Origin of the sequence: Streptomyces cyanogenus, from assembly GCF_017526105.1 — a bacterium.
GTDB lineage: Bacteria > Actinomycetota > Actinomycetes > Streptomycetales > Streptomycetaceae > Streptomyces > Streptomyces cyanogenus.
The window spans coordinates 8,678,953-8,703,296 of sequence record NZ_CP071839.1; the positions used below are offsets into that span (position 1 = coordinate 8,678,953).

The window sequence follows — 24,344 nt, forward strand, 5'->3', positions numbered from 1 at the left end:
CCCAACGGCCAACCATCGTGCTCAGTCACAAAGGCGAATAGGTCGTTGACGGCACGCACACCTCGCAAAAATAGTGCCCATGTTCTATTTTTGAGAACCTGTGACAGCCTGCAGCGACGGATGGTTGGATGCCGATGTCTGGCGGCCTGATCGCTCGTTGAACACACCACAGGCTGCACACCGGGCCTGCGGGCGGCCGTGACCGCAGGAGGATGGGGAGCCGACGGGTGAGTGACCGCAGTCCGATCGAGTGGACCGAAGCGACGTGGAACCCCACGACGGGCTGCGACCGGGTCTCGGACGGCTGCGACAACTGCTACGCGCTGACGCTGGCGAAGCGGCTCAAGGCCATGGGATCGGCGAAGTACCAGAACGACGGTGACCCCCGTACCTCCGGCCCCGGCTTCGGCCTGACCGTGCACCCGGACGCGCTGCGGGTCCCATTGGGCTGGAAGGCGCCGCGCACAGTGTTTGTGAACTCGATGTCGGATCTCTTCCACGCCCGCGTACCGCTGGATTATGTCCGGCAGGTCTTCGAGGTCATCGAGCAGACTCCACAACACACTTATCAAGTGCTCACGAAGCGAGCACGCCGACTGCGTCAGGTCGCCGACCGACTACAGTGGCCGGCCAACCTGTGGATGGGTGTGTCCGTGGAGAGCGCCAAGGAACTGTCCCGTGTCGACGACCTGCGGCAGGTCCCGGCCACGGTGCGTTTCCTATCGTGCGAGCCGTTGCTCGGTCCTCTGGACGGACTGGACCTGGCGGGCATTCACTGGGTTATCGCCGGAGGCGAGTCAGGTCCCCGCTTCCGCCCCGTGGAACAGGAATGGGTCACAGGAATCCGGGACGCCTGCCTCCAAGCCGACGTGGCCTTCTTCTTCAAACAGTGGGGAGGCCGGACCCCCAAGGCGTCTGGTCGGCACCTTCAGGGTCGGACCTGGGACCAGATGCCTATGCTCGAACCTGCGCCTGCAGGCTGATCCGGCTCTTGGTCGTGAGCTTGCCCGGCGACTGGACGGTCACCACGCCGTCCTGCCGCATCTGCCGAGCCGCCTGCAAAGCATGCTTCGGCATCCAGCGGGCGGTCTCCGCCAGCAGCCACTCGCCGATGGCCTCCACCGTTGTGGCCCCGGCACTCAACCGCTGAGCGACCAGTTCGGCCAGCTCGTCGTCGATCAGACCTGCGGCCTGGAACAGGTCGAGCTGCCCGTCTGCCTTGGCGCCTCGGGTGCGTGGGTCGCGGAAGCTTTCGCCATCAAGCTCGTCGACCTTCCACATGGCGTCCTTCATCGCCCTCAGGCCTGCGGTGCTGCCGGTGCCGAAGACGAGATAGAGGGGCTGCCCAGTACGCGGAACGAGTTCGAACTGCAACTGGTAACCGAAGCCGGCCCGGCGCAGCGCATCCCGGTAGGTGCGCAACCACACGCGCCACTTCTCGTCGGGGCGCAGTTCGTCCGCAGCAGGGCTCCAGAAGCCGCGGCCACCGAAGACCGCGTCGAGGATGCCGGCGTTCAGATCCTCGCGGCGGCTGAACCAGTTGGGCCCGAAAGTGGTGATGACTTCGCTGGACCGGTTGCGAGCGATGCGGGACATCACATGCAGCGGTACGTTCACGCTGCCCCAGCTGTCGAAGATCCCCAGGATCGGCTGGCCCCACGCTCCGAGCTCGTCGAGGAGAGCGAGGCTGTCGCGACCTGCGTCGCCGCGCCGCACCTCCACCCGGACCGGCAGATCCCTGAGCGGCCCGAAACAGGAGACGAGTTCTGTCATCAGGTGCTCGTGGCGCGCCCGGTCCTTCTCGATGAATATCAAATGCACCCGCCGCGGGCTGAGGTGCATACGATCGGCCGCGTCATGGTGCAGCAGGCGGTCCAGGATGAACACAGGCGAGCCCGGCTCGCCGTTCTCATAGCGCCCCGGCCCGGCGAACGCGTCCAGGAGCGTGACCCGGGGCCGGGAGTATCCGTTGCTCTGGGAGGTCTGCAGCAAGATCGGCCACCAGGCGTCCAGGTACCGCTGGTACAACCGGTGCTTGGCTGCGGTCGCTGGCTCCAGTTTCCATAACACGCCCATCCGTGCCCCCTGTCCAGGATCGCCGCAGCCGGCGGCTGGCACGTGCCAGCCGCATCCCCTAGTACCAGATGGTGGGCGCAACAACGTTCAACGTAAAGACCGCGTATCGGCCCCTGAGAGAGCCGGACGTTCAGCGTTTGTAGGACGTCGACGATGGGATCTGCCCAGGGAAGGGGGCGGCCGATTGGGCCCCGTCACGGAATCAGTCCCAAGCGGAGCGGACTGGTCACAGTCCAATCCTGTGGATCTCATCGTTGGGCAGTCCGTAAGGCGCACTCCGAACCCGGCCACTGAAGGCCATCTCGGGACTGGCGGCCGAAGGCAGGCGCGGTGCTGTGGGGCGCTGATCGTCTCATTTGCTGCGCCTTTGACGCGCTTTTAGTCGCCGCACTAGAGTGAGTCCCCGATCAGATAACAGAGTCCGCTTGCAGAGGGGAGGCTGGCATGCTGCTGACAACCGGGCAGGCGGCAGACGAACTCGGCTGTGCGATCACCACCTTCCGCCGCCTCGTGCGCGCCCGCCTGCTGCCAGGCCTGTCCCGCCGTGGCGTACGCGTCATGATCCCCCTGGACACGGTCCAAGCCCTCGCCACCCGCCGACGCGCCCCGCTGGAACAATTGGACGCCACGGAGATCGCCGTGCTACGTGTCGACGCAGCCCGCCCGGCCCCCGAGCCCGACCGGCCCTGGATCGGCTTCGCCGCCACCCTCACCCCCGACGACCTGCTCAAGGCCCTGCGCGGCTGGTGGCGCTGCGACCCGGTCAGCGTCGCCGCCGGGGGAGTGCTACCCGTGACCCTGTCGGGCTACGTCGTCGCCGTCCTGACCGGCCTGCAGGCATGGGAAAAGAGTTCAACCGGCCGCCACACCTTCTCCCAGGCCCGTCTGGCCGGCTACGTCACCGACCTGGCCGCACCCCGCATCACTCTCACCTCCCGCACGGACGGCGACCAGCACCTTGCCGAGTTGCTGCTGGGCACCCGCTTGCCCTCCGACTCCGGCGGGGCGATCGCCTACATCACCACCCACACCACCGGCTGAACCGCCCCCCATAAGGAAGCCTCATGGACGCACAGAGCTACAGCGCCGCTCTCACAGAGCTGCGCACCGTGCGGGACACGATCAAGAAGGCCCGGGCGGAACTGACCAAGCTCGAGGCGGACCGGGACCAGCGGATCACCCGGCTGGCCTCCTACGACAAGGCCAAGGCAGACCGGATCGCCCCCGCCGCCGGGCTGAGCGTCGCCGACGTCGTGGCCTTGGCGCCCGCCCTGGCCCCCGACAGCCTGACCGCCGCAGCGGACGCTGCGCCGCAGCCCGGGCAGCCCGGGCAGCCCGCGCAGGCCGAGCAGACCGTGGCGCCCACCGCCGGGTCGGCCACCTCCTCGAAGACTCAGCCGCCCACCGTGATGACGCCCCCCGCAGCCGAGCCCATCGCGGCTGCCGGGATCCCGTCCCCCGAGCAGGAGCCGCGCACCCTGCCCTCGATTCCCGGGGGCGGCGCCGGAGACACCTGGCTCGCCCACACGTCCGGCCTGGCATCCACCCGGCCGAACTTCACCCAGCAGGCCCGCTCGACCGTCTTCCTGGACGCCAGCACCGGCGTCCTGGTCCACCGCCAGCAGACCCACCATCTCGACCTCGGCAACGCCACGGCTGCCGACATCCTCACCGCCGTCTTCCACACCATCCCCGAAGGCGTGGAGCGGATCTACATCACCGCTGGCGACCCCTGGCACTGCGACGCCGACCGCTACCCCTATCTGCGTGATGCCGTCGCCGCCTGGCTGAACGCCCCCATCCCGGGCTGGCGTACCGACACTGGCCGCGGCCGCGACCGCCTGGCCGGGCACTTCGTCCACGCCCGCAACCCCGTAGGCCGCTACCAGCGCGAGAACGGCGAGCAGCATGTGGAGATCCGCTCGGTGGGGGAGTGGTTCGACGCCGACGGAGACGACCCCGCCACCATCCGCGACGCCTTCGTCCTGCTGTGGCAGGCTCTGCGCCGCCACTGGCCCGACGCAGTGATCATGGGCTCGCCCTCCCAGACCGGCCGCGACCTCTGGACCCGCACCATCCCCCAACGCGGCCAATACGCGGACGGCTTCCCCGTCCTGTCCGAGGAACTGCGTGGCCTGCTGCACGCCACCGCGGGCCAGGGCCGTAACGAACTCATCACCCCGCCCCGCGTCCCCGACGAGCTGCCCCGGCTCGTCGAGTACGACCGCACCTTCGCCTACGCCAAGCACACCTGGAAGTCCCCGGTCGGCACCCCCCGCCGCATCACCGCCGCCACCTTCGCCGCCTGGTCGGAGAAGGAACAGATGCGCGCCCTGTACGGGTGCGGGCACTGGCAGGTCCGCGTGACCGTCCCCGACACCTGGAACCACGTCGGCCTGCTGCCCGCCCCCGCCCCCGGCGACCGCGCCTGGCACTACCCGGCCACACCTGGAACCACCTTCACCACCTGGGCCGGCGGCCCCGAGATCCACACCGCCCTGACCAACCCCATCCAGCCGTGGAAGATCGACATCCTCGACGGCATCCTGTGGGAGGACGGCAAACCTCTCGACGACTGGGCCAAGAAACTCAAAGAGACCTGGACCAACCTCTCCGCCCAGGCCCAATTCCACGGCGACCCCCAGCAGGCGAGGGCCGCGCACCTCGCCTCCCGAGCCGTACGTTCCATCCTGCTCTACGGCATCGGCGCCTTCGCCCAGCGCCCCCGCATGGTCACCGGCACCACCCCCCGCAGCATGGAACGTGACGTGCCCGCGGACGCCGAAATCATCGCCTTCGACGACGAACACATCACCTGGCAAAAGCCCACCGGCTTCGCCCGCGACCCCAACGCCCATCCCGAATGGGCAGCCGCCATCTGGTCGGGCGCCCGCGCCGCCCTGCTCACCCAACGCCACCGCGACGACAACACCCATGCCGGTGCCCTCCATACCCCGCCTGGCACCGTCGTCGCTTTCCGTACCGACGCCCTCTACCTCACCGAGCCCCAGAACTGGCCCTACCATCACCAGCCCGGCGACTACCTCCTGCGCGGCCACCTCACCGGCCCCATGCCCGCCCCCACCACCGAGGACGAACTCCTCGCTCTGCGTGACGCCGGACGTGCCCACCTCGCCCGCAGCGCCCAGGAGGCCTGATGCCGCCCCGCTCACGCCGACACCGACGCCCAGACCAGCGGCAGCCGAACGAGGCCGCGCAGCTCGCCGACCGGCTCCAGAGGGCCGGCTTCACCAAACGAGACATCGCACGGATCATCAACCGCGATCCGTCCCTGGTCTCGCAGTTCTACACCAAAGGCAAAGGCGCTGCCTTCGTCCCGGCTCTCCGCGAAGTCCTCGCAGCGGTCGAGACTGCAGGCATCACCGACCTGCCCGAGCTCGCCGCCATTGCCGGCCGCCGCATCACCCGCCGCACCACAGCCTCCGGTACCCGTGCCCGGGTGCGTACCAAGGCCGTTCTGATCACTCCGACCGGCACGGGGACCGGCCGCGTCGGCGCACAGGCCATCGCCTCCGGCTCCGCCCGCCTGCGCCCCCTGATCGCCGAAGCCGCCCGCCGCGGTCTGCGCCTGGCGTTCACCGTCCGCCTCGCCAAAACCGGCTACCTGCACCCGTCCGGGAGCCGCGTCGACTCACCCGGTGTCCGCCGTGGCGTCATCCAACGCGCCGACCACACCGAGGAACGCTCCTACGGCTCCGCCCAGACCGGCGGCTTCGAGGCGGCCGACTTCGCCCGCCGAGTCGATGCCGCGGGCGGTGACGTCACGACAGCCATCCACCAGTGGCTGGCCGAGACCGGTCGCATCCAGCCGGACGCGCGCATCCTCCACCTCGAAATCCGTACCTGGCAGCCGTCAGCCTCCAGATGATCCCGGACCCCGCTGACCGCAACGCCCCTAGCCAGCCCCCGCCCAGCTCAGCCGGGGACCATACGAAGGCAGCCGGAATCCGAGCAGGCGGCACCCTGTCGCGGACAGAAGACTGCAGCACTCAGGCAAACTCACCTCCGCGCCAGGTGAGGGGCCTCGACGCCCGTCGTAGGGTGCGGCTATGACCGGACACGCCCCTGGAGGCCCCGCCTCGATCGCCCTCGCCGTTCGAGGAGACGGCCGAGCCGCAGCAGCCCTGGGAGCCCTTGCGCTCAGCGGCGATCTCCGCAACGCCCCGATGCCTCTGCCTTTGGCTGCGGCCATCGACGAGCACGGCGGCCGTGTGCCGCTGCCCTACGGCCAAGGCCAGTGCCGCATCGCCAGGACCGGAGAAACGATCACCGGGATGCTGTATGCCACTCCGCCCATCCGCTGGCTCCAGGAACATCCGCCGACTCAGCGCAAAAGCCTGGTCCATGCGCTCGTGGAGATCGAGCTTCTCGCCGTCGCGGAGCCGTACCGCAGGCACGGCATCGGTACGGCTCTGCTGGAGAAAACCGAGCACGCAGCACGCGCTGAAGGCACCCGCCTGGCTCTCGCCAAGGTCCGCATCGGCGCCTTCCCAGTCATGCGCTGGTATCGCGGCCGCGGTTACACCGTCGCAGGCCAGGGCGAACCCGTTGTCATCCGCACGCGCCGCGACGGATTCACCTCCTGCGACGATGGATCCAACGGTTACCAACTCGCCGTCGAAGCGCTCCAATCCCGGGAATCAGTTCGCCGCCATGCCAGGGGAACTGACACGATGCTTATCGTCGAGCACGCCTGAGCACACAGGCTTCGCGGTCCGCCGCCTGTCTCTGTGCGGCACAAGCCCACTGCCACGGCTTGTGGGCAGTGACGCGGCCGCCCGCCCTACACCTCTGTCCACTTGCGGGCTCGATCGTTTTCACCGCCGGCCACGCAAGATCACTGCGTACGCCTCGATGAGCCGAGTTGTTCAGGTGCGCCTGCGCGCTGAAACGTTGCCGCTGCTCGCAGGGGTGGAAGGCGCGCGCCCGAAGCCCACTTTCGGGGGACACCGCACAACCGCCAAGGCGGCTACGATCCTCCCAACCCACCCCCCATGCAATTGCATATGGGATTGCACTTCCCACGGTTCGGCAATGCAGCGGCCCGTGGGCGGGGCCTTCGGGCGCTCGCTCGGTGGGAGAAGACGTCGACCGAGACGGGAAGGTGACAGCAGTGCAGTACCGCAACGGAGTGCCAGCCCACGAAATCCTGGGTGTGACATGGTTCAAGAGCAGTCTCAGCAGTGCACAGGGCGGTAACTGCGTCGAAGTGGCGGCTCTGCCCGGCGGAGGGGCGGTCATGCGTAACTCGCGGGATCCGCAGGGGCCGGCGCTGGTGTACACGGCCGAGGAGATGGACGCGTTCCTGGCGGGCGTGAAGGCAGGCGAGTTCGACCGTCTGACCGGCTGAGTGCTCTGACGGCAACCGTCGGACATGCAGAGTCCAAGTCTGCAAAACTGACCCCTGGGTCAAAGGCTGTCTCGCAGGGGGGCGTGCATGTCCGACGGTTCTGCGGCGCGGGAAGCAAGCACTGAGCCTGCCGTCGTACCGATCGCGGGGCACAGCGCCCGGCCGGAGATCGCGGCTCGTCTGCTCGGTGAGGCGTTGCGGCAGGCCCGCACGGAACGCAATCTGACGTTGCGCGACGCCGCTGCGGTGATTCGCGGATCGGTGTCCAAAGTCAGCCGTCTGGAACGGGGAGAGAGCCCGCCGCGGGACCGGGACGTCAGGGACCTGGTTGCCTTCTACCAGCTCTCAAGTGAGCAGTCCCACGAGATCGAGGGACTGTTGCAGCAGGCCAAGGACAACGTCTGGTGGCAGAAGTACGGTGATGTCACTCCCAACTGGCTCAAGCGCCTGATCGGACTCGAAGCCGGAGCCACCCGAATCACCTGCTATGAAAACCACGTCGTCCCCGGACTGCTGCAGACGCCCGGCTACATGCGTGCCCTCGTCTCCAACGGCCTGCCGGGCGCCAGCCCTGAGGAGATCAAGCGGCGGGTCGACCTGCGCTGCGACCGCCAGCGGATCCTTTGGACCGCCCGCCGTCCCAGCGTTGTCGCGATGCTCGAAGAGGCCATCCTGCTACGGCCGGTGGGCGGGGCCTCCGTGATGTGCGAGCAGCTCGACCACCTCATCGAGCTCTCCGAGCGCGACGGAATCAACATCAGGATCGTCCCGTTCGAGCGCAGCGCCAGCGTTGCCCCCAGTTACCCCATCACGCATCTGACGTTCGGCGATGGGGGGCCGTCCGAGCTGGTTTATGTCGAACTCATCGACAGCGCGATGTATCTCAGCCGGGCCGCTGAAGTCGAGCAGTACCGGCACGTGCTCCTCAACCTTCTCAAGGTCTCGGAGCGGATGAGGGACAGCCGTGATCGGTTGATGGCGGCGCGAGACCGCTACGCGGCCCTCGCTGGCGACCTCGCGCCGTAGACCGAATCCGGACTCATCACAGCCGGGCGACGCCGCCCCACTCCGCCCATTCCTCGCCCTGGGAGCGGGCCACACCGTCGCCGGAGTGCCACTGTGTGACATCGACCAGCCCCGGTTCGAGGATGTCCCAATCGCCGAAGAAGGCCCGGACTTCGTGTTGTTCCCGCACACGGCCCCAGTGGCCGCGTGTGGCGGCTTGCATCAGTTCGGTGACCTGCCGGCGCACGTCGGCGCGGTGGCTGACGAGCTGGCAGACCACCAGGAAACTGCCGGGTGCCAGGTACTCGGCCACACGGCGCACCAGTTCACCGGGACGGTCCTCGTCGGGCAGGCAATGCAGTACGGACACGAACAGGGCAGCGACGGGCTGAGTGAAGTCGATCAGCTGCCGCACCTCGGGATGCCGCATGATGTGGTCGGTGTGGCGCATGTCGGCATTGAGGACGAGGGTGTTGTCGTTCTCCTCCAGGGCGGCGCGGCCATGCGCGAGGACGCTGGGGTCATTGTCGATGTAGACGACCCGGGCCTGCGGGTCGGTCCGCTGTGCGATCTGGTGGACGTTGTCTTGTGTGGGCAGTCCCGATCCGTGATCGATGAACTGGCGGATTCCGTAGTCCTGTGCCAGCACTCTGACCACTCTTTGCAGAAAAGCGCGGTTGTTGCGCGCCAGCAGCTTGCTGCTCGGTGCGATCTGAAGAAGCTTCTCGCACTCCCGCCGGTCGGCGGCATAGTTCTCCACACCGCCCAGGAGCCAGTCGTACATCCGCGCCACGCTTGGCGTGCTCACGTCAATACCGGCGTTTTCTGGTTTTCCCGTCACTAACGCCACGTACGCCCCCAGGTGTCTGTCTCGGTGAATCACCCATGGTAGGGGGGCAGATGATGGCATCCAAGCGCGAGGCAGGTAAACACCGGATGGAACGAAATTGGCTGACGCGCAGACCAGAAAATGCGCCGGTGCACCCTGGAGCGCACCGGACGGCTCAAGGACATGCCGACCGCTTCCAGGCAATGATCACCAGTCCGGCTGCCGCACTCAGGACGCGTCCAGCGTGGTGCCCCGGCACCCGGCACACCCCAGATACCTGCTGGAGGCAGACCCGTGCAGGTCGACGGCCGCCTGGCACGCTGCCTGCCACAACGGCTGGAAGTCCTCGACCCGCCCGCTCAGAGCGCGCACCAGGCGCGCGGTGGCCGGCCATGGCGGAGCGTGCTGGCCGACCAGCACCCGGTCGAGACACTCAGGCGGCAACAGCGCCTGCGTGCTGAGCTGAGGCAGCCCGGGAGAGCCAGCCGACACGTACAAGCCGCGCAGCGCGGCGGCCAGATAGCCGGCTGCCCCCTCGACCGGCAGGCCCGCAGGCCGCACCGAGCCGGATGCGCTCTCCCACAGCACCCGCAGATCCTCGGGCCGGCCGCCGAACACACTCGCCAGCGTAAACACCTCCGGCCAGGCGGGCAGACAGCTGCCCTCCAGCACCTGAGCAAGATAAGGCAGGGAAACCCCCGCTCGCTCCGCGGCCTCATCGACCAGCACGCCCGAGCTCACCTGCAAAAACGCCAGCGCGTCCGCAAGGCGCTGCTGTGCCCTTCTGCGATCACACGACGGCAGTGCGGGGAACAGCGCCCTGAGGGCTGCCTCGTCCCACTGTGCCCTGGCCTGCGCCGCTGTCGTGCCGGCAGCGGCTGCCACCTCATCCCAGCCGGTGCCGGACTGCCGGGCTTCATGCACCGCCGCAGCCGCGAACCGCTCGGCCTGCCGCAGGAGATGCTCGACGAGATCGAACCGAGCGCGCAGCGGCAGCCGCAGCCGCTCCGCCGTAACAAGCCGTCCGGCCAGGGCCGACAGATCGCGTGCCGCACGCATCCCGCTGGGGATGGACAGGGGCAGATCCCGCTGGGCGGCCCTGACCCGCCGGGCCCGGCTGCGGCAGACGGGGTCGCAGTAGTCCCGCCGCCGCCCGCGGCCCTCCCGCAGGTCGAGAGGGCGCCCGCAAAAACCGCAGTGCTTACGTTGAACTGGCGTCCGCATGCTGATCGCTCTGCTCCTGTGCAATGACGTCGGATACCCGGGCAGTGCTTGCGGCGCAGACCCGGAGGTCCGCGCCGCAAGCACGGTGCGTAAAACCCGGAGCCGGGGGCTCACGCAGGCGGCGTCAGAACCGCAGACGCAGGTAGCGGACGTGCAAGCAAGCCGTCAGACCGATGGCCGCCCACATCTGCCACTCCACACCCCAGTCCCGAACCGGCGCTGTGACCACGATGATCACGATGACGACGTACAGCCGCAGGTACACCTCCAGGGCGCTCACGCAGGCGTTTCCTGGAATACGAGGGCGCGAAATGGTATTTTCGCGTCGCGGGGACGCGCACTGCAGCACCCCGTAAAGACGGACAATCATATGGTTAGCGACCTTTCTTGTGGTTGTCCGCGCCAGGGCCCTGGAGGTGTTGCACCACCACCAGGGCCCGCCCGTATGCGGGTGGCCGGTACAGGAAGATACCCGTTCATCCTCCCCTTCGTCACGGCAACTTATCAGTCCGCCGGGTTCCCGAGATGGGAAACGAAGCTGTCAAGAAACCCGTTCGGTGGGTCGATTCTCCGCTCTCAAGAAAAGCAGTCCGGCCCTGCCCTGAAGGCGGTCGCTAACCGCTCATTTATGTAATCGATCGTGCAGTTCATGAAAATAATCGATCAATGCTGGACTTCAGGCACACGAGGTGTTCCGGATCAGCCGTCATCAAGACCTCACCCCTGTTCCCTCGGTCGAGTGACATCGCATGGACCGGAGGATGTCCCTCCGTTCATCTGCACGTGCAGATGCAAAAAATGGAGGCTCCGTGACACGTCCATCCGTGACGCCGGACTCTGGTTGCCCCGGGTAACTCCCAGCTCCGAGCGTCGCACACCTCGGATCCACGCGGCCGCGTACCCCCGACGCAAATCAGGAGCCCACAACCCTCGTTCTGATGCATTCGAGCCGAACTGGCACACCTACGGGCAGCGATCGCCACAATGGGACAGCACTGAACGGGCGGACGACGACGCGTCGGCCCTCAAGGGCAGCTAGCACCAACCGGGGGAGTGCATGCCACCACGCAGAATCACAGAGCCCGAAGCCGTCCGAGAGTTCCTGGCACGCGGTGCGCGTCCCCTCGAAGCCTTCCCCGGGACACAACTCCCCTGGCGGTGCGAGTGCCTGCACTGCGGCCAGGTCAACGCCCCGCGGTACAACGACGTCGTCAACAAGGGCACCGGCGTCTGCCGGGGCAAGTGCCGCTCGCGTAAACTCGCCGACAAGCTCATGCTGGACGGCACCAAGGCCGCAGCCACAATGGAACAACACGGCTGGTTGCCACTGGAACCCTACCCAGGAGCAGCCAAGGCCTGGCGGTCGCGGTGCGCCCAGTGCGCCGCCGTCAAGACCAAACGCCTCACACACGTCCGCAACGGACGGGCCCGGTGTAGTAACTGCGGAGGCCGCAGCCTAAGCGCCGCCACAGCCACTGCGACCATGTTGGCAGCAGGTCTTGAACCGCTGACCCCCTATCCCGGCCAGCAACTACGCCCCTGGCTTGTCAGATGCGTCAACTGCGGCCATCACAGCACCCCGACACTCGCCTTTGTCCGCGTGCACGGACACCAGTGCTGGGCATGCCGTGCCACTCAGTTCCCCACCCGCGGCGGCCTCGACGAGGAGCAAGCCGTCGCCTGCATGCTTTCCCAGGGCCTCTCCCCGCTCGACCCCTACCCCGGACGGGCTGATGCGCCCTGGAAGAGCCGGTGCATTACCTGTGACAGCGACTCGGCGCCTGTTCCCGAAGCCCTGCCCGGCCACCATCAAGGTTGCCCGGTCTGCGCGCAACAGGGCATCAGCCCTGTAGAACCCGGCGACTTCTACCTCGTGGTCCACGACGACTCCCGCACCCTAGGCTGGGGGGTGACTCAGACCGGTCGACGTCATCTGCACCCCACCCGTCGCGCATGGCGCCCACTAGCTCGCTGGCGGTTTTCCGCAGCGCAGGATGCGTGGGCCTTCGGCCGCTACCTCAAACAGCAGATACGCAGTAACGGCTGCCCTCCGGTCCCGTGCGCAGACACAGCCCACGACCAGGCCTGGCCGCAGACCGTCTCCCTCGATGACATCTCCAGTGCACGCGTCCTCCACATGATTGAAGAGGTCGCTGGGCCCGCGTCCTGACACCGCCGCAGGCGAAGCGGCAATCCACAGGCGACAGCAGCACCCAACCCTTGCCCGACCTTGCCCCTCAGACACTGTCAGGCGGCAGACGCAGCGCTCGAGGAAAGGGGCGATTACGCGGAACTCCGAAGACCATGCAAAGCGGCCATCGACGGCAAAGCGCTATGCTGGCCGTCATTCGACAGCGCCGGACGGCGCCTCGGCCTCACGCAATGCAGACGGCTCTGTCGCGCCAAGGCCGGTGTAGAAGACGGCACTGCCCTGCTTGGTGCGCTGAACCCTGCTGCGGGCCACGAGATTTTCCAAAGTGGTGCGCACAACCTTCGTCTGAATGTCCCGGTTGGGGTGCCCCTGGCTGAGCGCGGCGGCAATCTCCGCCGCTGAACGCGGCTCGCTCTGACCGGCCAGGTGCTGGTCGATGAGCGTGACCAGGGAGGGCCGCGCCGACTTGACGGCCGGCTCTCCGGCTGCCGCCTTCTTGCGCGGCCGCTTCACGTTCTTGGGAGGCGCAGCCGCACCCTTGCGGGCCTGCCGACGTCCGCCGGAGGCAGCAGAAGCCTTCTTTCGGGGCGAAGGAACGGCCGAGACAACCGGTGCAGGGATTCCGTCTGCGCCGCCGGCCGGTGCCCCGAGCGCCTGCCGCATGGCTTCGAGAACCGTGTGGTCGTGCTGCAGGGCAGCCAACTGCTGCTGCAACGCGGCGATCTCCGCCGTGATGCGTTCCTGTTCCTTGGTGTTGCGTTCGAGGTCGCCAGTCACCTGGTTGAAGTACTGCGACGTCAACTCCGTGCCATTCACAGTGCCTTCGGACATCTCGTGCTCCTCTACTGCCCGCTCCGTCAGATTCCGGTGGAGAAGAATCGAGCCAGAAGGCCATTTCCGATCGACCGGGGGAGAGGCGATGATACGGGCGCCATACCCTTCGCCGCTATGAGACGTATGTCTGGCGGGCGCCGCTGCTCGCTGTCAGTCCTGCCATGCCACCGGTACGGTGGTCATGCGACGGCAGCCGCCAGAACACCTCGTTGCTGGCCCGGTCGTGGTGCCAGGCCGTCAGTGCGTGGAGGGCGACCAGCCGGTCGAGGAGTTCCGCAGTCTGCTGAGGCGTGTGCCCTCCCAGTCGGGTCAGCGCCGCCATATCGGTGTGCGCGGTGCCCTTGCTGGTGTGCACGGCAAGAACGAGAGCGCTCAGGTGAAGCGCGGCAGGAGCGGCGACAGGAAGGGATGGAGGAGCCGGATGCAGAGCCCAATGGGCGGCCCGACACCGTGCGGGCCGGCCCGGGACCTGTTCTCGCACGGTGGCATCAAGAAGGCGCACCGACACCGGTGTGGCCCTCAGATCAGGCGGCCGAAGCCACAGTCCGTGGGCCAGCTCCTCCCACACCTCCCTGCGTCCGCATAGACGCATGCTGCGCAACAGGCCTGCGGGTAGACGGACATACCCGCGGCTGTCGGCGCGCAGAGCGCACTGCACAGCGAGCAGGCGTGCGGCCGGTGATGTGAACCGCGGCAGGGCAGTGGCGAGGTAGGTGAGTGTCTCCCTGACTCGCGTTCGCTCTTCAGATCCGCCGAGGAGAGCACCGGGGGTAGGTGCGGACGGTGCGCAGGCTTGTGGCCTACCGAACCGTGTTTCCGGGACGACGGCGCTGTGGTGTGTCACCGCCGCGCACGCAGCACAAGTGTCGGCCAGGCGCCAGGTACGGCCGCTCGGGTCGCACGTGAGGACAAGTAACACCGGACCGGCACAGCCTCGATGGCGGGGATGCCACCGGCACTCCCGCATCCCGCACTGGCAGGTACGCAGATGCTCCGGCAGCACATCCGCCCGCGCATGACGGGCCAGATGGGCCAAGGCGGCGGACCGGGCAGACGCAGCCTCGAACCGAGACGCAGGCGCGGTGCAGTGCGCGCACACGAGGTCGGGCCGGCCTGCCCGTGAACGCAGTTCCACCGTCCAGATCCGTCGTGCTGCGACTCCGACGAGCCTCATCAGTCGGCTGTCCTCCTGTCTGTCCGTGCCGCAGAGCCAAACCGCCTGCTGGCGGGCGTGCCGGAACGGACGGTAGTGCAGAACTCTGCACTACCACCCGCCGCGGAAATAGTGCAGAAGTCTGCACTGACAGGGCAGAGTCCTGCACCGTCGGATGGTGGGATGACGATCTTCCCGCCCGACCCCAACCTCACCGCCCTGCGAGTCGAACTTGCACGGCTGCGGGGCGAGCGCGGATGGACCTTCGACGAGCTGGCCGAACGCAGCGGCCTGGCCCGGCGAACCCTCATCGACCTTGAACACGGCCGCACCACCGGCAGTGTCACCACCTGGCACGCCCTCGCTCATGCCTTCGGCGTCCCCATCGAGCGCTTCCTCGTCTCCTTGTGTGACGGCCACTCGGCCCCCGGCGCCGCACAGCCTTGACCCGGCACGGCCGCGGACTGCTTCCACCGCCCGAGAGAATCACTCACATAGGCGAGAGGGCATCGAACGACAGAGCGACGCACCGGTCACGCGTACCCGCCGGCTGGGCTGATCGCATGACATCGACGAAAGCCGCCCCTACCGACCGGCGCGCTACCTGGCACCCTCGCCGCCATGCGCCCCCACAGCCCCCACCGAGAACGTCACTGGGACGGCAGCCCCCGCTACCTGCCTCCCCGCCGCTCTCTGCAAATCGCCGCAAACAGCGCGAGCCGCCTTCTCCGCGCGGGGCAAACCGGCCGCTGCCGCCACTGCGGCAACCGCATCGACTGGTACCCGCGCTCCGACGGCCGACCCATCGCCCTGCATCCCGCAGAAGTGGCCACCCCTGACGTCTCCGCGGACTGCCACTGGCATCTCAGCAGCGGCGTCGCCTACCCCCACGACGACGGCAGCGGATGGTGCCGCATCCCGCACGCCGTCCTCTGCCCTCAACAGCCCACACACTCCCAAGGCACAAGCGCCCGTCTCGCATCACTGCGTCGCGAGCTCAGCCTGCGTTCCCGACGCATGATCAACGTCGGCGCTTTCACCCCAGCACCCTCCTCGCCAGCCCCTGCGGCCCCGGGCGGAAACGAGAAGCGACCCACCCGGCCTGTCGTCCGGATCCTCCTCGTCAATTACCTGGCCGAAGGCCCCCTCGAGAGCATCCGCTGTGTCGCTCAGACCCGCCAACGAGGCCGCTGCACACACTCCCTCCTCGCCGCTGTCCGAGGGCGCTGGATGCTGCTGCCCACCCAGCCCACCCACGGGCAACTCACCCTCCCCGACAGCAGCATGGTGGTCTACGACCTGAGCCACCTGCCCTACGCAGAACAACTGCGCTGGCGCGCCCAACGCTGCACCACCCACGCCACCGCGACCACAGCAGCCGACCTGGCCCTGGCTGGCTGGCAGCCCTTCGACCCCCTACTGCACGCCGAACACATCAACACCGAGCTGCCCCCGCCCGAGCGGCACTATCCCCGCCCAAGGTGACGGAAGCCGCACCCGGCACCGCCGAGCCCCCTTACCCACACACTGCACCAAGCCGGGACCGACATCGCGCGTCGCAGATGACACTGGCAGCCAACCAAGACGCCCACCCGCTTATGGCACTCGTCAAAGCGCTGGGCAGCCGGGCCATTCGCTGGACCCGCCGCCGACGCGGCGACAGACTGCGCATCGACGCGGTCACCATTCCCACTCGGATACCGAACACAACGTGCTGTTCCACGTAGCGCTCCCACCGCCGTCCCGGCACGCCTCACCGACCACGCTCTGCCCCAAGCCTGACCCTTCAACGCTTCATGGAGCCGGTACGCCGGGCCTTGGCAGGCGCCTCTGCCGAGCAGGCGACCGTTTTCCCCACACCGTCCGCCAAATGCTCACCCACGCCCACCCCACACCTGCGCCGCCGGCCGCACTCCCGCCCAGCCCTCCAAGGACCTTCTGCGATGAAACCCACCGACGAACAGACCGCCGCCCTGGACGCCTTCCGCGCCGGCCATGACCTGGCCCTGCAAGCCGGAGCCGGCACCGGCAAGACCACCCTGCTGGAAATGCTCGCCCGCTCAACCCCGCGCCGAGGCCGCTACCTCGGCTACAACCGGGCCATCGCCCAAGAAGCCACCACACGCTTCCCACGCACCGTCCAGTGCAAAACCGCCCACGCACTTGCCTACGCCGCCATCGGCCATCGCTACACCAGCCGCCTGAACGCCCCACGCCGCCCCGCGTGGCAGACCGGCCAAGCCCTCGGCCTCACCAAAGCCATCCGCGTCGGCGAACGCGACATCTCCCAACGCGCTCTGTCCAACGCACTCCTGCGCACCGTCACCCGCTTCTGCCACACCGCCGACGAGACCATCACCCGCCACCATGTACCGAAACTGCGCGGTCTGGAAGACAAAGACATGCACCACGAACTTGCTACCCATGTCGTCCCAGTCGCTCGTAAAGCCTGGGCGGACCTGCAGAACTCCGACGACGGCTGCGTCCGCTTCGAACACGACCACTACCTAAAGATCTGGGCACTCACCCAGCCGAGAGTCGACGCTGACTACCTGCTCCTGGACGAAGCCCAGGACACCAACCCCGTCGTGGAGGAAATCTTCCTCACCCAACGCGACCACGCTCAGCTCGTCATGGTCGGAGACTCTGCGCAGGCCATCTACCAATGGCGCGGTGCCAAGGACGTCATGACCAGCTTCAACGGCACTCAGCTGACCCTGTCGCAGTCCTTCCGCTTCGGACCTCACCTCGCAGAAGAAGCCAACCGCTGGCTCGACCTGGCCGAGGCTCCTCTCCGGCTTACCGGCACCCCCACCGTGACCACCGAGATCGGCCCCGTCCCCAGCCCGGACGTCATCCTGTGCCGCACCAACGTCGGCGCCATGGCCCAGGTCATGCAACTCATGGCGGACGGATACCGCGTTGGCCTGTCCGGAGGAGGTGACAGCCTCAAAGCCCTTGCTCAGGCCGCCCGCGACCTGAAGGACGGACGACGCACTCACCACCCCGAACTGCTCTTGTTCCCCTCCTGGGGAGACCTTCAGGACTACGCCACCCATGATCCGGCAGGACGCGACCTGCAACCACTGGTCGACCTTGTCGACACTCATGGAACCGACGCCATCCTGACCGCAGTGGCCCAACTCGCCCACGAACGCCACGCCGACATCACCGTCTCCACTGCCCACAAAGCCAAGGGACGCCAATGGCCACGCGTAAAAATCGCCGATGACTTCGCCCCACGCACCCGGGCTGATCAGCACGACCGACCCAAAGAAGCCGCAGTCAGAACCATCGACGACAGTGAGGCCCGCCTTGCCTACGTCGCCGTCACCCGCACCCGCCAGCGCCTCGACATCGGTGGCCTGTCCTGGGTCCATGAGCTGCCGGAGCACGAAGCCGTCTGGGCACGTGCCTCAGACGCGTGAAGTCAGAGAGACGTGCAGAAGGCAAAGACATCTGCTCGGAAGGCACAGCCGGGGAGGCTGGGCGCGCAGCGGCGGTGCCGGCGGCAAGGAGAACTACAGAAGCTGAGCAAGGCGGAGCTATTGGCCGTCGAACAGCACACGCCTCCTGCCAAGAGCACGACTCGGCGCCGGCCGCGATTGAGGACATCGGTCGACACCGCCACGCCCGCCGGCGCCGCGACGACGGTCACCGGGTGTACCGGGCCGTGCCACGCGCGCCGCCCCGGGACGCGGTGCGGGCAGCGCACTTCCCGCTGGGCCGACGGGCGGTCAGCACGACGCTGACTTCGTGAGACACGGGATCCCGAGGATGTGCCCCGGCGGCGATCAGTGAGATGGCGGCATTGGCGAGGGGCCGTACTTGATCATGCGGCGGGCGGAGTCTGCGCCCCGTTAGGCCAAGTCCATGGGCTTGTGGGAAGGGCGGGGGAGTTGGCCCTGCTCCGGATTTGGAAGCGCCGCCTTTCGCTGTGCCTGCAGCCGTTCCAACCGTTCTCACAGCTCATCCGACACGACACCCCCAGCCGAACGCTCAACTCTCCTTCGGGCGAGGCAAGCCGAGGCGATCCCCCCGTTGTGCCGGCCGCTGTCAGCAGGTGCCTCGGCGGGTGTCGGCGCCACCTACTAGGGTTTTCGACCGCGACCGCAGATGTCGGCTTTCGCGTGCAGGTGCAGAGCAACGGGGAGGAAAACGGGGATGGGTTACACGATCCCGGGCTGGCTGGACGAAGTCCTGGACTTCATCGGGATCAACTTCCCGAATGTTGACGAGGACGACTACCGTGACATGGCCGACGCCATGCGCGAGTTCGCGGATACGTTCGAGGGACACGGTGGGGACGCGCACGCGGCGGTCTCACGGATCCTGTCCTCATCCGAGGGCTGGGCGGTCGATGCGTTCGAGAAGCACTGGCACCAGGTGAAGGCGAGCCACCTGGAAAAACTCCCGGAACTTGCACGGTTGTTCGCTGATGCCTGCGATGTCCTCGCGGACATCATCTTCGGGATGAAGACCAAGGCCGAGGCCGAACTGGCCGTCATGGCTGGGTCGGTGGGCCTATCCATCGGTCTCGCCTGGGTGACCGGCGGTCTGTCCGCAGTTCTGGGCGCAGCCGAGATCACAGCGATGCGCCAGGCCGTCAAGCGGATCATCGACGAGGCGGTGGACCGGGTCGTCGATGAGGTGATCGCGAAGGTCACCGAACCGGTCAACGCCAAGCTGGAGGCGATGGTCGAGGATATGGTCCTCGAGTTGGCCGAGGGCGCGTTTTCCATGCCGAGCGACGCCGGAAGCGCAGGGCACGGCGGCAAGGGTGGGCACGGGGGAATGCAGCTCGCCTCGGCCGGCGGTTCTGGCGGGGGCGGTGGTCCGCAGAAGCGGACCCGCATCGATCACGCCGAGTTCGAGGACGGGGCTGGAAAGGTATCCCGTCACGGAAACGAGCTGCATCTCGCCTCGTCCAATCCGTTGCGCCGAGCCAAGAGCGTGTTCGGCCACAGCAAGGGCCGTGACCCGTTCACGAAGACCTTCGACAGTGTGCTCCACGGCGCGCTCGAGGGCTCCGAGAAGGCCCTCAAGAAGATCACCAAGCACATCACGGAGACCGTCCCGGACCGAGTCAGGGCCACCTCCCGCCTGCACAAGCACAACGACATCGACGTCGGCAACAAGGCCGACAGCATCCAGGTCAACAAGGGCGGCGGCGTCGGCAGCTCGCACGGCCACGGTGGCACCCCTGCGTCCGGCAGTAAGCCCGACCACGGCCTGAAGATCGATGACGCGAAGCTCTTCAAACAGTCGCATGCCCTGAACAGCAGGGAGTGGTGCGGGGATCCGATCGATATGGCGAGCGGCCAGATGATGCTGGCCTACACCGACGTGGACCTGCCGGGTGTACTGCCGCTGACCCTGCGCCGTACTCATCTCAGCGGCTACGATGCGGGGCGCTTCTTCGGCCCGTCCTGGGCGTCTACCTTGGACGAGCGGCTGGCAGACCACCCGGACGCAGGCGGTGTCTGGTGGTACCGCGAAGACGGCTCGGTTCTGGTCTATCCTCGCCGCCCGGACCTGCCCGGTGACCGCGTCCTTCCCATCGCCGGTGTCCCACTGCCTCTGACGTATGTCACGCGCGGAACCTCTTATGTCCTGACCGTGGAAGATCCCTACACTGGGCTGACCCGCCACTTCGAGCCGGCCGCCACGGGAGGCGGCACCTGGTGGCTGACAGAGATAAGGGACCGCAACCACAACGTCATCGGCATCGACCGCGGCGAGGACGATGCCCCGCACTCAGTCACTCACTCCGGCGGTTACCGGCTCCAGGTCACTACCCGCACCGTCGGTGACCGAATACGTGTCACGGCCCTCCACGCTGTCGCCGAAGGCAGCCCAGTCACGCTACGCGTGTTCGGCTACGACGAGACAGGCGGGGACCTGACCGAGGTGCGCAACGCGGTCGATGCGCCGCTGTACCTGACCTACGACCAAACGCACCGCGTCACCGGGTGGCGCGATTCCAACGACACCACGTTCACCTACGAGTACGACGAGCAGGGGCGGGTGATCGCCACCCGAGGTACCGATGGCATCCTCAACTCCACCATCACCTATACCGGTGCGGACAACAACGGTGTAACCACCGCCACCTACACCGACTCCTTGGGCCACGCCACTGTCTACCGCGCCAACCGGTACGGACAGATCATCTCAGTGACCGACCCACTCGGTGCGACGGTCACCCAGGAGTGGGACCGGCGCGACCGTCTGCGCTCCCGTACCGACGCGCTGGGACGCACCACACAGTGGGAGTGGGACGACGCGGGTGACTTGGTGGCCACCATCACGGCCGACGGCACGGTCAGCCACACTGCATACAACGACCTCCACCTGCCCATCCAATGGACCGGGCCGGACGGCACTCGGATCCGGCAGGATTTCGACGAGCGGGGCAACCGCATCAGCGTCACCGGACCCGACGGCTCGGTCACCCGCTTCACACACCATCCGACGGGCGCCCCGGCGACACTGACCGACGCGCTCGGCGCGAGGGTACAGATCGAAGCGGACCCAGCAGGACTGCTGGTCGCCGTCGAGGACAGCCGCGGTGCCCGCACCACATGCCAACGGGATGCATTTGGCCGCCCCATTCTCCTCACTGACCCGCTCGGCGCCACGACCAGCCTGCGCTGGGACGCGGAGCACCGCCTGGTGGAGAGAATCGCAGCCGACGGCACCCGCGAGAGCTGGAGCTGGGACGGCGAGCACAATTGCCTCGCCTACACCGACCAGGCGGGTGGTCGCAGCGAATTCACCTACGGTCCCTTCGACCTGCTGCGCACCCGCACCACGCCGGACGGTGCCGTCTACACGTTCGCTCACGACACCGAGATGCGGCTGACCACCGTCACCGACCCCGCCGGGCTTACCTGGACCTACCGCTACGACGAGCGCGGCGCCCTGGTTGCGGAGACGGACTTCGACGGCCGCACCACATCGAGCACCTACGACGCCGCCGGCCAGCTGACGGCGCGGCGCACCCCTACGGGAGCGTCGTTTGCCTTCGAGTACGACGCGGCCGGCGATCTGCGCGCCAAAGAAGCCGACGGAGCGCGCACCGAATACACCTACGACCAGGCCGGACGTCTCACCGCGGCCGTATCCGCCACCTCGCGGGTCGCGTTGGAGTACGACGCGGTCGGGCGGATGGTGGCTGAGACGGTCGACGGGCGCACGACGCGGTACCGCTACGACACGCTCGGACGACGCACGCGTCGCACCACCCCCACCGGTGCGGTCACCGACACGTCTTGGGACGCGGTCGGCAACTGCACCGGCCTCACGGTCGCCGACGTGCACCGGCTGGCCTTCGAGCGCGACCTGCTGGGCCGGGAGACACGGCGGACCTGGGGCGAGCAGGCTCTGCTTGCCTCGTCCTGGGACGAGGTGGGCCGCCTGACCAGCCAGACCCTGAGCTTGGGTGGACAGCGCGCGCACGAGCGGGAATACACCTATCGCCCCGACGGCCATCTCACCTCAGTCACCGACCGCGGCTCCGGCCGCAGTCTCAGCTACGAACTCGACCCCCTGGGCCGTCCCCTGTCCGTTGTCACCCGAGGCGGCATCACCGAGATCTACCGCTACGATCCGGCGGGCAACCAGATGCATGCCACCTGGACGAATGCAGTAGGCGCCCCCGAGGCCGCCGGAGACCGCGCCGTCACAGGAACCCGGCTGCTGTCCGCAGGACGTATCACCTACCGCTACGACCGTGCGGGCCGCCTCATCGAACGGACCCGCAAGCGCCTGTCCCGCAAGCCCGACACCTGGCGGTACTCCTGGGATGCGGAAAATCGGCTCACCTCCTGCACCACCCCTGACGGCACCGTCTGGCACTACCGCTACGACGCCCTCGGGCGCCGCACCGCCAAGTACCGCCTAGGCCAGGACGGCACCATCGCCGAGGAAATCCTCTTCAGCTGGGACGGCACCCGGCTGGCAGAGCAAACAGACGCAGTCACCGGAACGGTGCTGACCTGGGAATACGACGGCTACCGACCCCTGGCCCAGTACGAGCGCAAGATGCTGTCCCAGGAAGAGGTCGACGCCCGCTTCTTCGCCATCGTCACCGACCTGGCAGGCTCGCCCACCGAACTCATCGATGAGAGCACGGTGGCCTGGCGCACCAGGACCACGGCATGGGGCACCACAGCGTGGAACACCGATGCCACGGCCTACACCCCGCTGCGCTTCCCCGGACAGTACGCCGACCCCGAAACCGGACTGCACTACAACTACTTCCGGCACTACGACCCCGAAACCGCCCGCTACACGAGTCCCGACCCGCTCGGTCTCGGACCGGGCCCGAACCCGGTCACCTACGTAACCAACCCGCAGTCCGAACTCGACCCACTCGGACTTGCCAAGTGCGACGAGAACGAGGTCACCTGGGGCGGCCGTGTCCAGTACGGTCCGCTGGGCCCCGGCAACCGCGCGACCGGCGTCCGTGCCACGCTCGAACCCGACATGATGGGCGGAAAAACCCGTCCGCGCGTCAACGTACCCGGCTATAAAAAGGGCGGTGCTTGGAACAAAGGTCACCTGCTCGGCGCCCAGCTCGGCGGATCGAACCGGGACCCCCGCAACTTCGTCGCCATGCACGCCTACGCCAACAGCCCGGTCATGCGGCAGGTCGAGAACGACGTACGCGCGGCTGTCGACCGAGGCGAGACGATCACGTACAACGTCACGCCGATCTACCGCACCAACGACCCGACCGATGTCGTGCCCGTCGGCGTCACCATCGAGGCACATGGCAACCGCGGATTCCAGTTCACTCCGCTGGGCTCCAGCTCCCCGACCAATGCGGTCACTATCCTGAACGAACCCCGACCCGAGGAACGCTGATGAACCCCTCCCTCACCCGCCTGACCGAGCTGCTGCCGCCCCCCGAAGTGGCCCCCAAGGACTGGGCTGCCGTGGAGGAACAACTGGGTACTGAGCTGCCGCAGGACTACAAGGAACTCGTCGACACCTACGGTGGCGGCCTGTTCGACGAGAACGTCTGGCTGCTGGAGCCCGGTTGCCCGCGCCCGCGCTACGACCTGATCGCCATGGACGCTCAGTGCCGCGAGTCCCTGCAGCTTCTGTGGGACCGTGGCGAGCCCCGCCCCGCCGAACTGGACCAGGAAGGAGCCCGTCTCATCCCGTGGGCCTACGAGGACGAGGGCGGTGAAGTCCTCTACTTCTTGTCCACCCCCGGCCAGAAACCCGAGAACTGGCCCATCCTGATCAACGAAGGCCGCGGCCCCGAATGGGAGCGGCACGCTGGCCCCTGCACCTCCTTCTTGCTGGGGCTGATGACGGGAGAGATCGAGTCCGAGTACTTCCCCGACATGCCCCTGGATGAGCACGTCTTCGAAACCAACGAAGAGATCTTCGCCAACGGATAGACGGCATAAGAGATCGTCTCAACTGGCTTGATCACTAAGCTGGCGGGTGTGATGGCGATGGTGGAGCGGTTGGTGCCGGACAGGTTGTGGGAGTAGTTCCGGAGGGTGGTCCCGGCTGCTCCAGTACGGCCTCAAGGTGGCGGCCGACGCCGGTATGGGGACAGCGCTGGCGGCCATCGTGTTCGCGGCCACGACGGGCTGCACTTGGCGCTCTGGTGAGGCGGTCGTTGGCCCCCAAGGGCAGGTAGCCGACCCGGCTGCGGCGTCGCTGTGGGGTGTCCGCG

18 protein-coding genes and 1 pseudogene are annotated in these 24,344 nt (G+C 67.6%); 13 read left to right on the top strand and 6 right to left on the bottom strand.

Annotation, left to right across the window (positions count from 1 at the left end; genetic code table 11):
- Positions 1-227 precede the first annotated feature (227 nt).
- Positions 228-983 carry a DUF5131 family protein gene (locus S1361_RS38365; RefSeq protein ID WP_208029876.1) on the top strand — a complete coding sequence of 252 codons (756 nt, stop codon included), beginning with the start codon at positions 228-230 and terminating at the stop codon, positions 981-983.
- Here S1361_RS38365 and S1361_RS38370 read toward each other — a convergent pair.
- A complete protein-coding gene (locus tag S1361_RS38370; RefSeq protein WP_208029875.1) occupies positions 955-2,076 on the bottom strand; it encodes a three-Cys-motif partner protein TcmP in 1,122 nt (373 codons plus the stop codon). The two genes, S1361_RS38365 and S1361_RS38370, sit on opposite strands and share 29 nt — an antisense overlap.
- A 444-nt stretch (positions 2,077-2,520) precedes the next feature.
- Between S1361_RS38370 and S1361_RS38375 the strand changes: the two genes are divergently transcribed.
- The 6 genes from S1361_RS38375 (at position 2,521) to S1361_RS38400 (ending at position 8,473) form a co-directional block, all read left to right on the top strand.
- Positions 2,521-3,117, top strand: a complete 597-nt coding sequence (locus S1361_RS38375; RefSeq protein ID WP_208029874.1) for a helix-turn-helix domain-containing protein — start codon at positions 2,521-2,523, stop codon at positions 3,115-3,117.
- Positions 3,118-3,140: 23 nt separating this feature from the next.
- Positions 3,141-5,234, top strand: coding sequence for a coiled-coil domain-containing protein (locus S1361_RS38380; RefSeq protein WP_208029873.1), 2,094 nt, complete (start codon positions 3,141-3,143; stop codon positions 5,232-5,234).
- Positions 5,234-5,965, top strand: a complete 732-nt coding sequence (locus S1361_RS38385) for a helix-turn-helix domain containing protein (RefSeq protein ID WP_208029872.1) — start codon at positions 5,234-5,236, stop codon at positions 5,963-5,965. Before S1361_RS38380 ends, S1361_RS38385 begins: the two co-directional genes overlap by 1 nt.
- A 181-nt stretch (positions 5,966-6,146) precedes the next feature.
- A complete protein-coding gene (locus tag S1361_RS38390; RefSeq protein WP_208029871.1) occupies positions 6,147-6,794 on the top strand; it encodes a GNAT family N-acetyltransferase in 648 nt (215 codons plus the stop codon).
- A gap of 416 nt (positions 6,795-7,210) precedes the next feature.
- The gene (locus S1361_RS38395) at positions 7,211-7,447 is read left to right on the top strand and encodes a DUF397 domain-containing protein (protein WP_208029870.1); all 237 of its coding nucleotides are present in this window, start codon (positions 7,211-7,213) and stop codon (positions 7,445-7,447) included.
- A gap of 87 nt (positions 7,448-7,534) precedes the next feature.
- Positions 7,535-8,473, top strand: coding sequence for a helix-turn-helix domain-containing protein (locus tag S1361_RS38400; RefSeq protein ID WP_208029869.1), 939 nt, complete (start codon positions 7,535-7,537; stop codon positions 8,471-8,473).
- A gap of 16 nt (positions 8,474-8,489) precedes the next feature.
- Here the strand turns inward: S1361_RS38400 and S1361_RS38405 are convergent, their stop codons facing one another.
- From S1361_RS38405 to S1361_RS39755, 5 genes are all read right to left on the bottom strand, one after another.
- Entirely contained in the window at positions 8,490-9,302 is an 813-nt protein-coding gene (locus S1361_RS38405; RefSeq protein WP_243768984.1) for an SAM-dependent methyltransferase, read from the bottom strand.
- A gap of 207 nt (positions 9,303-9,509) precedes the next feature.
- Entirely contained in the window at positions 9,510-10,340 is an 831-nt protein-coding gene (locus S1361_RS38410; RefSeq protein WP_208029867.1) for a hypothetical protein, read from the bottom strand.
- 289 nt (positions 10,341-10,629) lie between these two features.
- The gene (locus S1361_RS38415) at positions 10,630-10,785 is read right to left on the bottom strand and encodes a hypothetical protein (RefSeq protein WP_208029866.1); all 156 of its coding nucleotides are present in this window, start codon (positions 10,783-10,785) and stop codon (positions 10,630-10,632) included.
- 2,064 nt (positions 10,786-12,849) lie between these two features.
- A complete protein-coding gene (locus tag S1361_RS38420) occupies positions 12,850-13,488 on the bottom strand; it encodes a hypothetical protein (RefSeq protein WP_208029865.1) in 639 nt (212 codons plus the stop codon).
- Positions 13,489-13,603: 115 nt separating this feature from the next.
- Positions 13,604-13,846 carry a hypothetical protein gene (locus S1361_RS39755; protein ID WP_243768974.1) on the bottom strand — a complete coding sequence of 81 codons (243 nt, stop codon included), beginning with the start codon at positions 13,844-13,846 and terminating at the stop codon, positions 13,604-13,606.
- Positions 13,847-14,827: 981 nt separating this feature from the next.
- Between S1361_RS39755 and S1361_RS38430 the strand changes: the two genes are divergently transcribed.
- The 6 genes and pseudogenes from S1361_RS38430 to S1361_RS38450 all read left to right on the top strand — a co-directional run bounded on the left by S1361_RS38430 (position 14,828) and on the right by S1361_RS38450 (position 24,060).
- Positions 14,828-15,091 carry a helix-turn-helix transcriptional regulator gene (locus S1361_RS38430; protein ID WP_208029864.1) on the top strand — a complete coding sequence of 88 codons (264 nt, stop codon included), beginning with the start codon at positions 14,828-14,830 and terminating at the stop codon, positions 15,089-15,091.
- A gap of 174 nt (positions 15,092-15,265) precedes the next feature.
- Positions 15,266-15,655 (top strand): annotated as a pseudogene (locus S1361_RS40135) (DUF6083 domain-containing protein); the annotation flags it as partial.
- Between the two features lie 219 nt (positions 15,656-15,874).
- The gene (locus S1361_RS40140) at positions 15,875-16,129 is read left to right on the top strand and encodes a hypothetical protein (protein ID WP_341829376.1); all 255 of its coding nucleotides are present in this window, start codon (positions 15,875-15,877) and stop codon (positions 16,127-16,129) included.
- 458 nt (positions 16,130-16,587) lie between these two features.
- Positions 16,588-18,072 (top strand): UvrD-helicase domain-containing protein, encoded by a 1,485-nt coding sequence (locus S1361_RS38440; RefSeq protein ID WP_208029862.1) that lies wholly within the window; start codon positions 16,588-16,590, stop codon positions 18,070-18,072.
- A gap of 688 nt (positions 18,073-18,760) precedes the next feature.
- The gene (locus S1361_RS38445; protein WP_243768972.1) at positions 18,761-23,515 is read left to right on the top strand and encodes an RHS repeat-associated core domain-containing protein; all 4,755 of its coding nucleotides are present in this window, start codon (positions 18,761-18,763) and stop codon (positions 23,513-23,515) included.
- Positions 23,515-24,060 (top strand): SMI1/KNR4 family protein, encoded by a 546-nt coding sequence (locus S1361_RS38450; RefSeq protein WP_208029861.1) that lies wholly within the window; start codon positions 23,515-23,517, stop codon positions 24,058-24,060. Before S1361_RS38445 ends, S1361_RS38450 begins: the two co-directional genes overlap by 1 nt.
- Positions 24,061-24,344 lie beyond the last annotated feature (284 nt).

Bases quoted from the DNA above. Each gene is read 5' to 3' on its own strand.
- S1361_RS38370 (WP_208029875.1), bottom strand. From the start codon at position 2,076: ATGGGCGTGTTATGGAAACTGGAGCCAGCGACCGCAGCCAAGCACCGG.
- S1361_RS38375 (WP_208029874.1), top strand. From the start codon at position 2,521: ATGCTGCTGACAACCGGGCAGGCGGCAGACGAACTCGGCTGTGCGATC.
- S1361_RS38380 (WP_208029873.1), top strand. From the start codon at position 3,141: ATGGACGCACAGAGCTACAGCGCCGCTCTCACAGAGCTGCGCACCGTG.
- S1361_RS38385 (WP_208029872.1), top strand. From the start codon at position 5,234: ATGCCGCCCCGCTCACGCCGACACCGACGCCCAGACCAGCGGCAGCCG.
- S1361_RS38390 (WP_208029871.1), top strand. From the start codon at position 6,147: ATGACCGGACACGCCCCTGGAGGCCCCGCCTCGATCGCCCTCGCCGTT.
- S1361_RS38400 (WP_208029869.1), top strand. From the start codon at position 7,535: ATGTCCGACGGTTCTGCGGCGCGGGAAGCAAGCACTGAGCCTGCCGTC.
- S1361_RS38410 (WP_208029867.1), bottom strand. From the start codon at position 10,340: ATGCGTGCGGCACGCGATCTGTCGGCCCTGGCCGGACGGCTTGTTACG.
- S1361_RS38420 (WP_208029865.1), bottom strand. From the start codon at position 13,488: ATGTCCGAAGGCACTGTGAATGGCACGGAGTTGACGTCGCAGTACTTC.
- S1361_RS38430 (WP_208029864.1), top strand. From the start codon at position 14,828: ATGACGATCTTCCCGCCCGACCCCAACCTCACCGCCCTGCGAGTCGAA.
- S1361_RS40140 (WP_341829376.1), top strand. From the start codon at position 15,875: ATGCTGCTGCCCACCCAGCCCACCCACGGGCAACTCACCCTCCCCGAC.
- S1361_RS38440 (WP_208029862.1), top strand. From the start codon at position 16,588: ATGAAACCCACCGACGAACAGACCGCCGCCCTGGACGCCTTCCGCGCC.
- S1361_RS38445 (WP_243768972.1), top strand. From the start codon at position 18,761: ATGTCGGCTTTCGCGTGCAGGTGCAGAGCAACGGGGAGGAAAACGGGG.
- S1361_RS38450 (WP_208029861.1), top strand. From the start codon at position 23,515: ATGAACCCCTCCCTCACCCGCCTGACCGAGCTGCTGCCGCCCCCCGAA.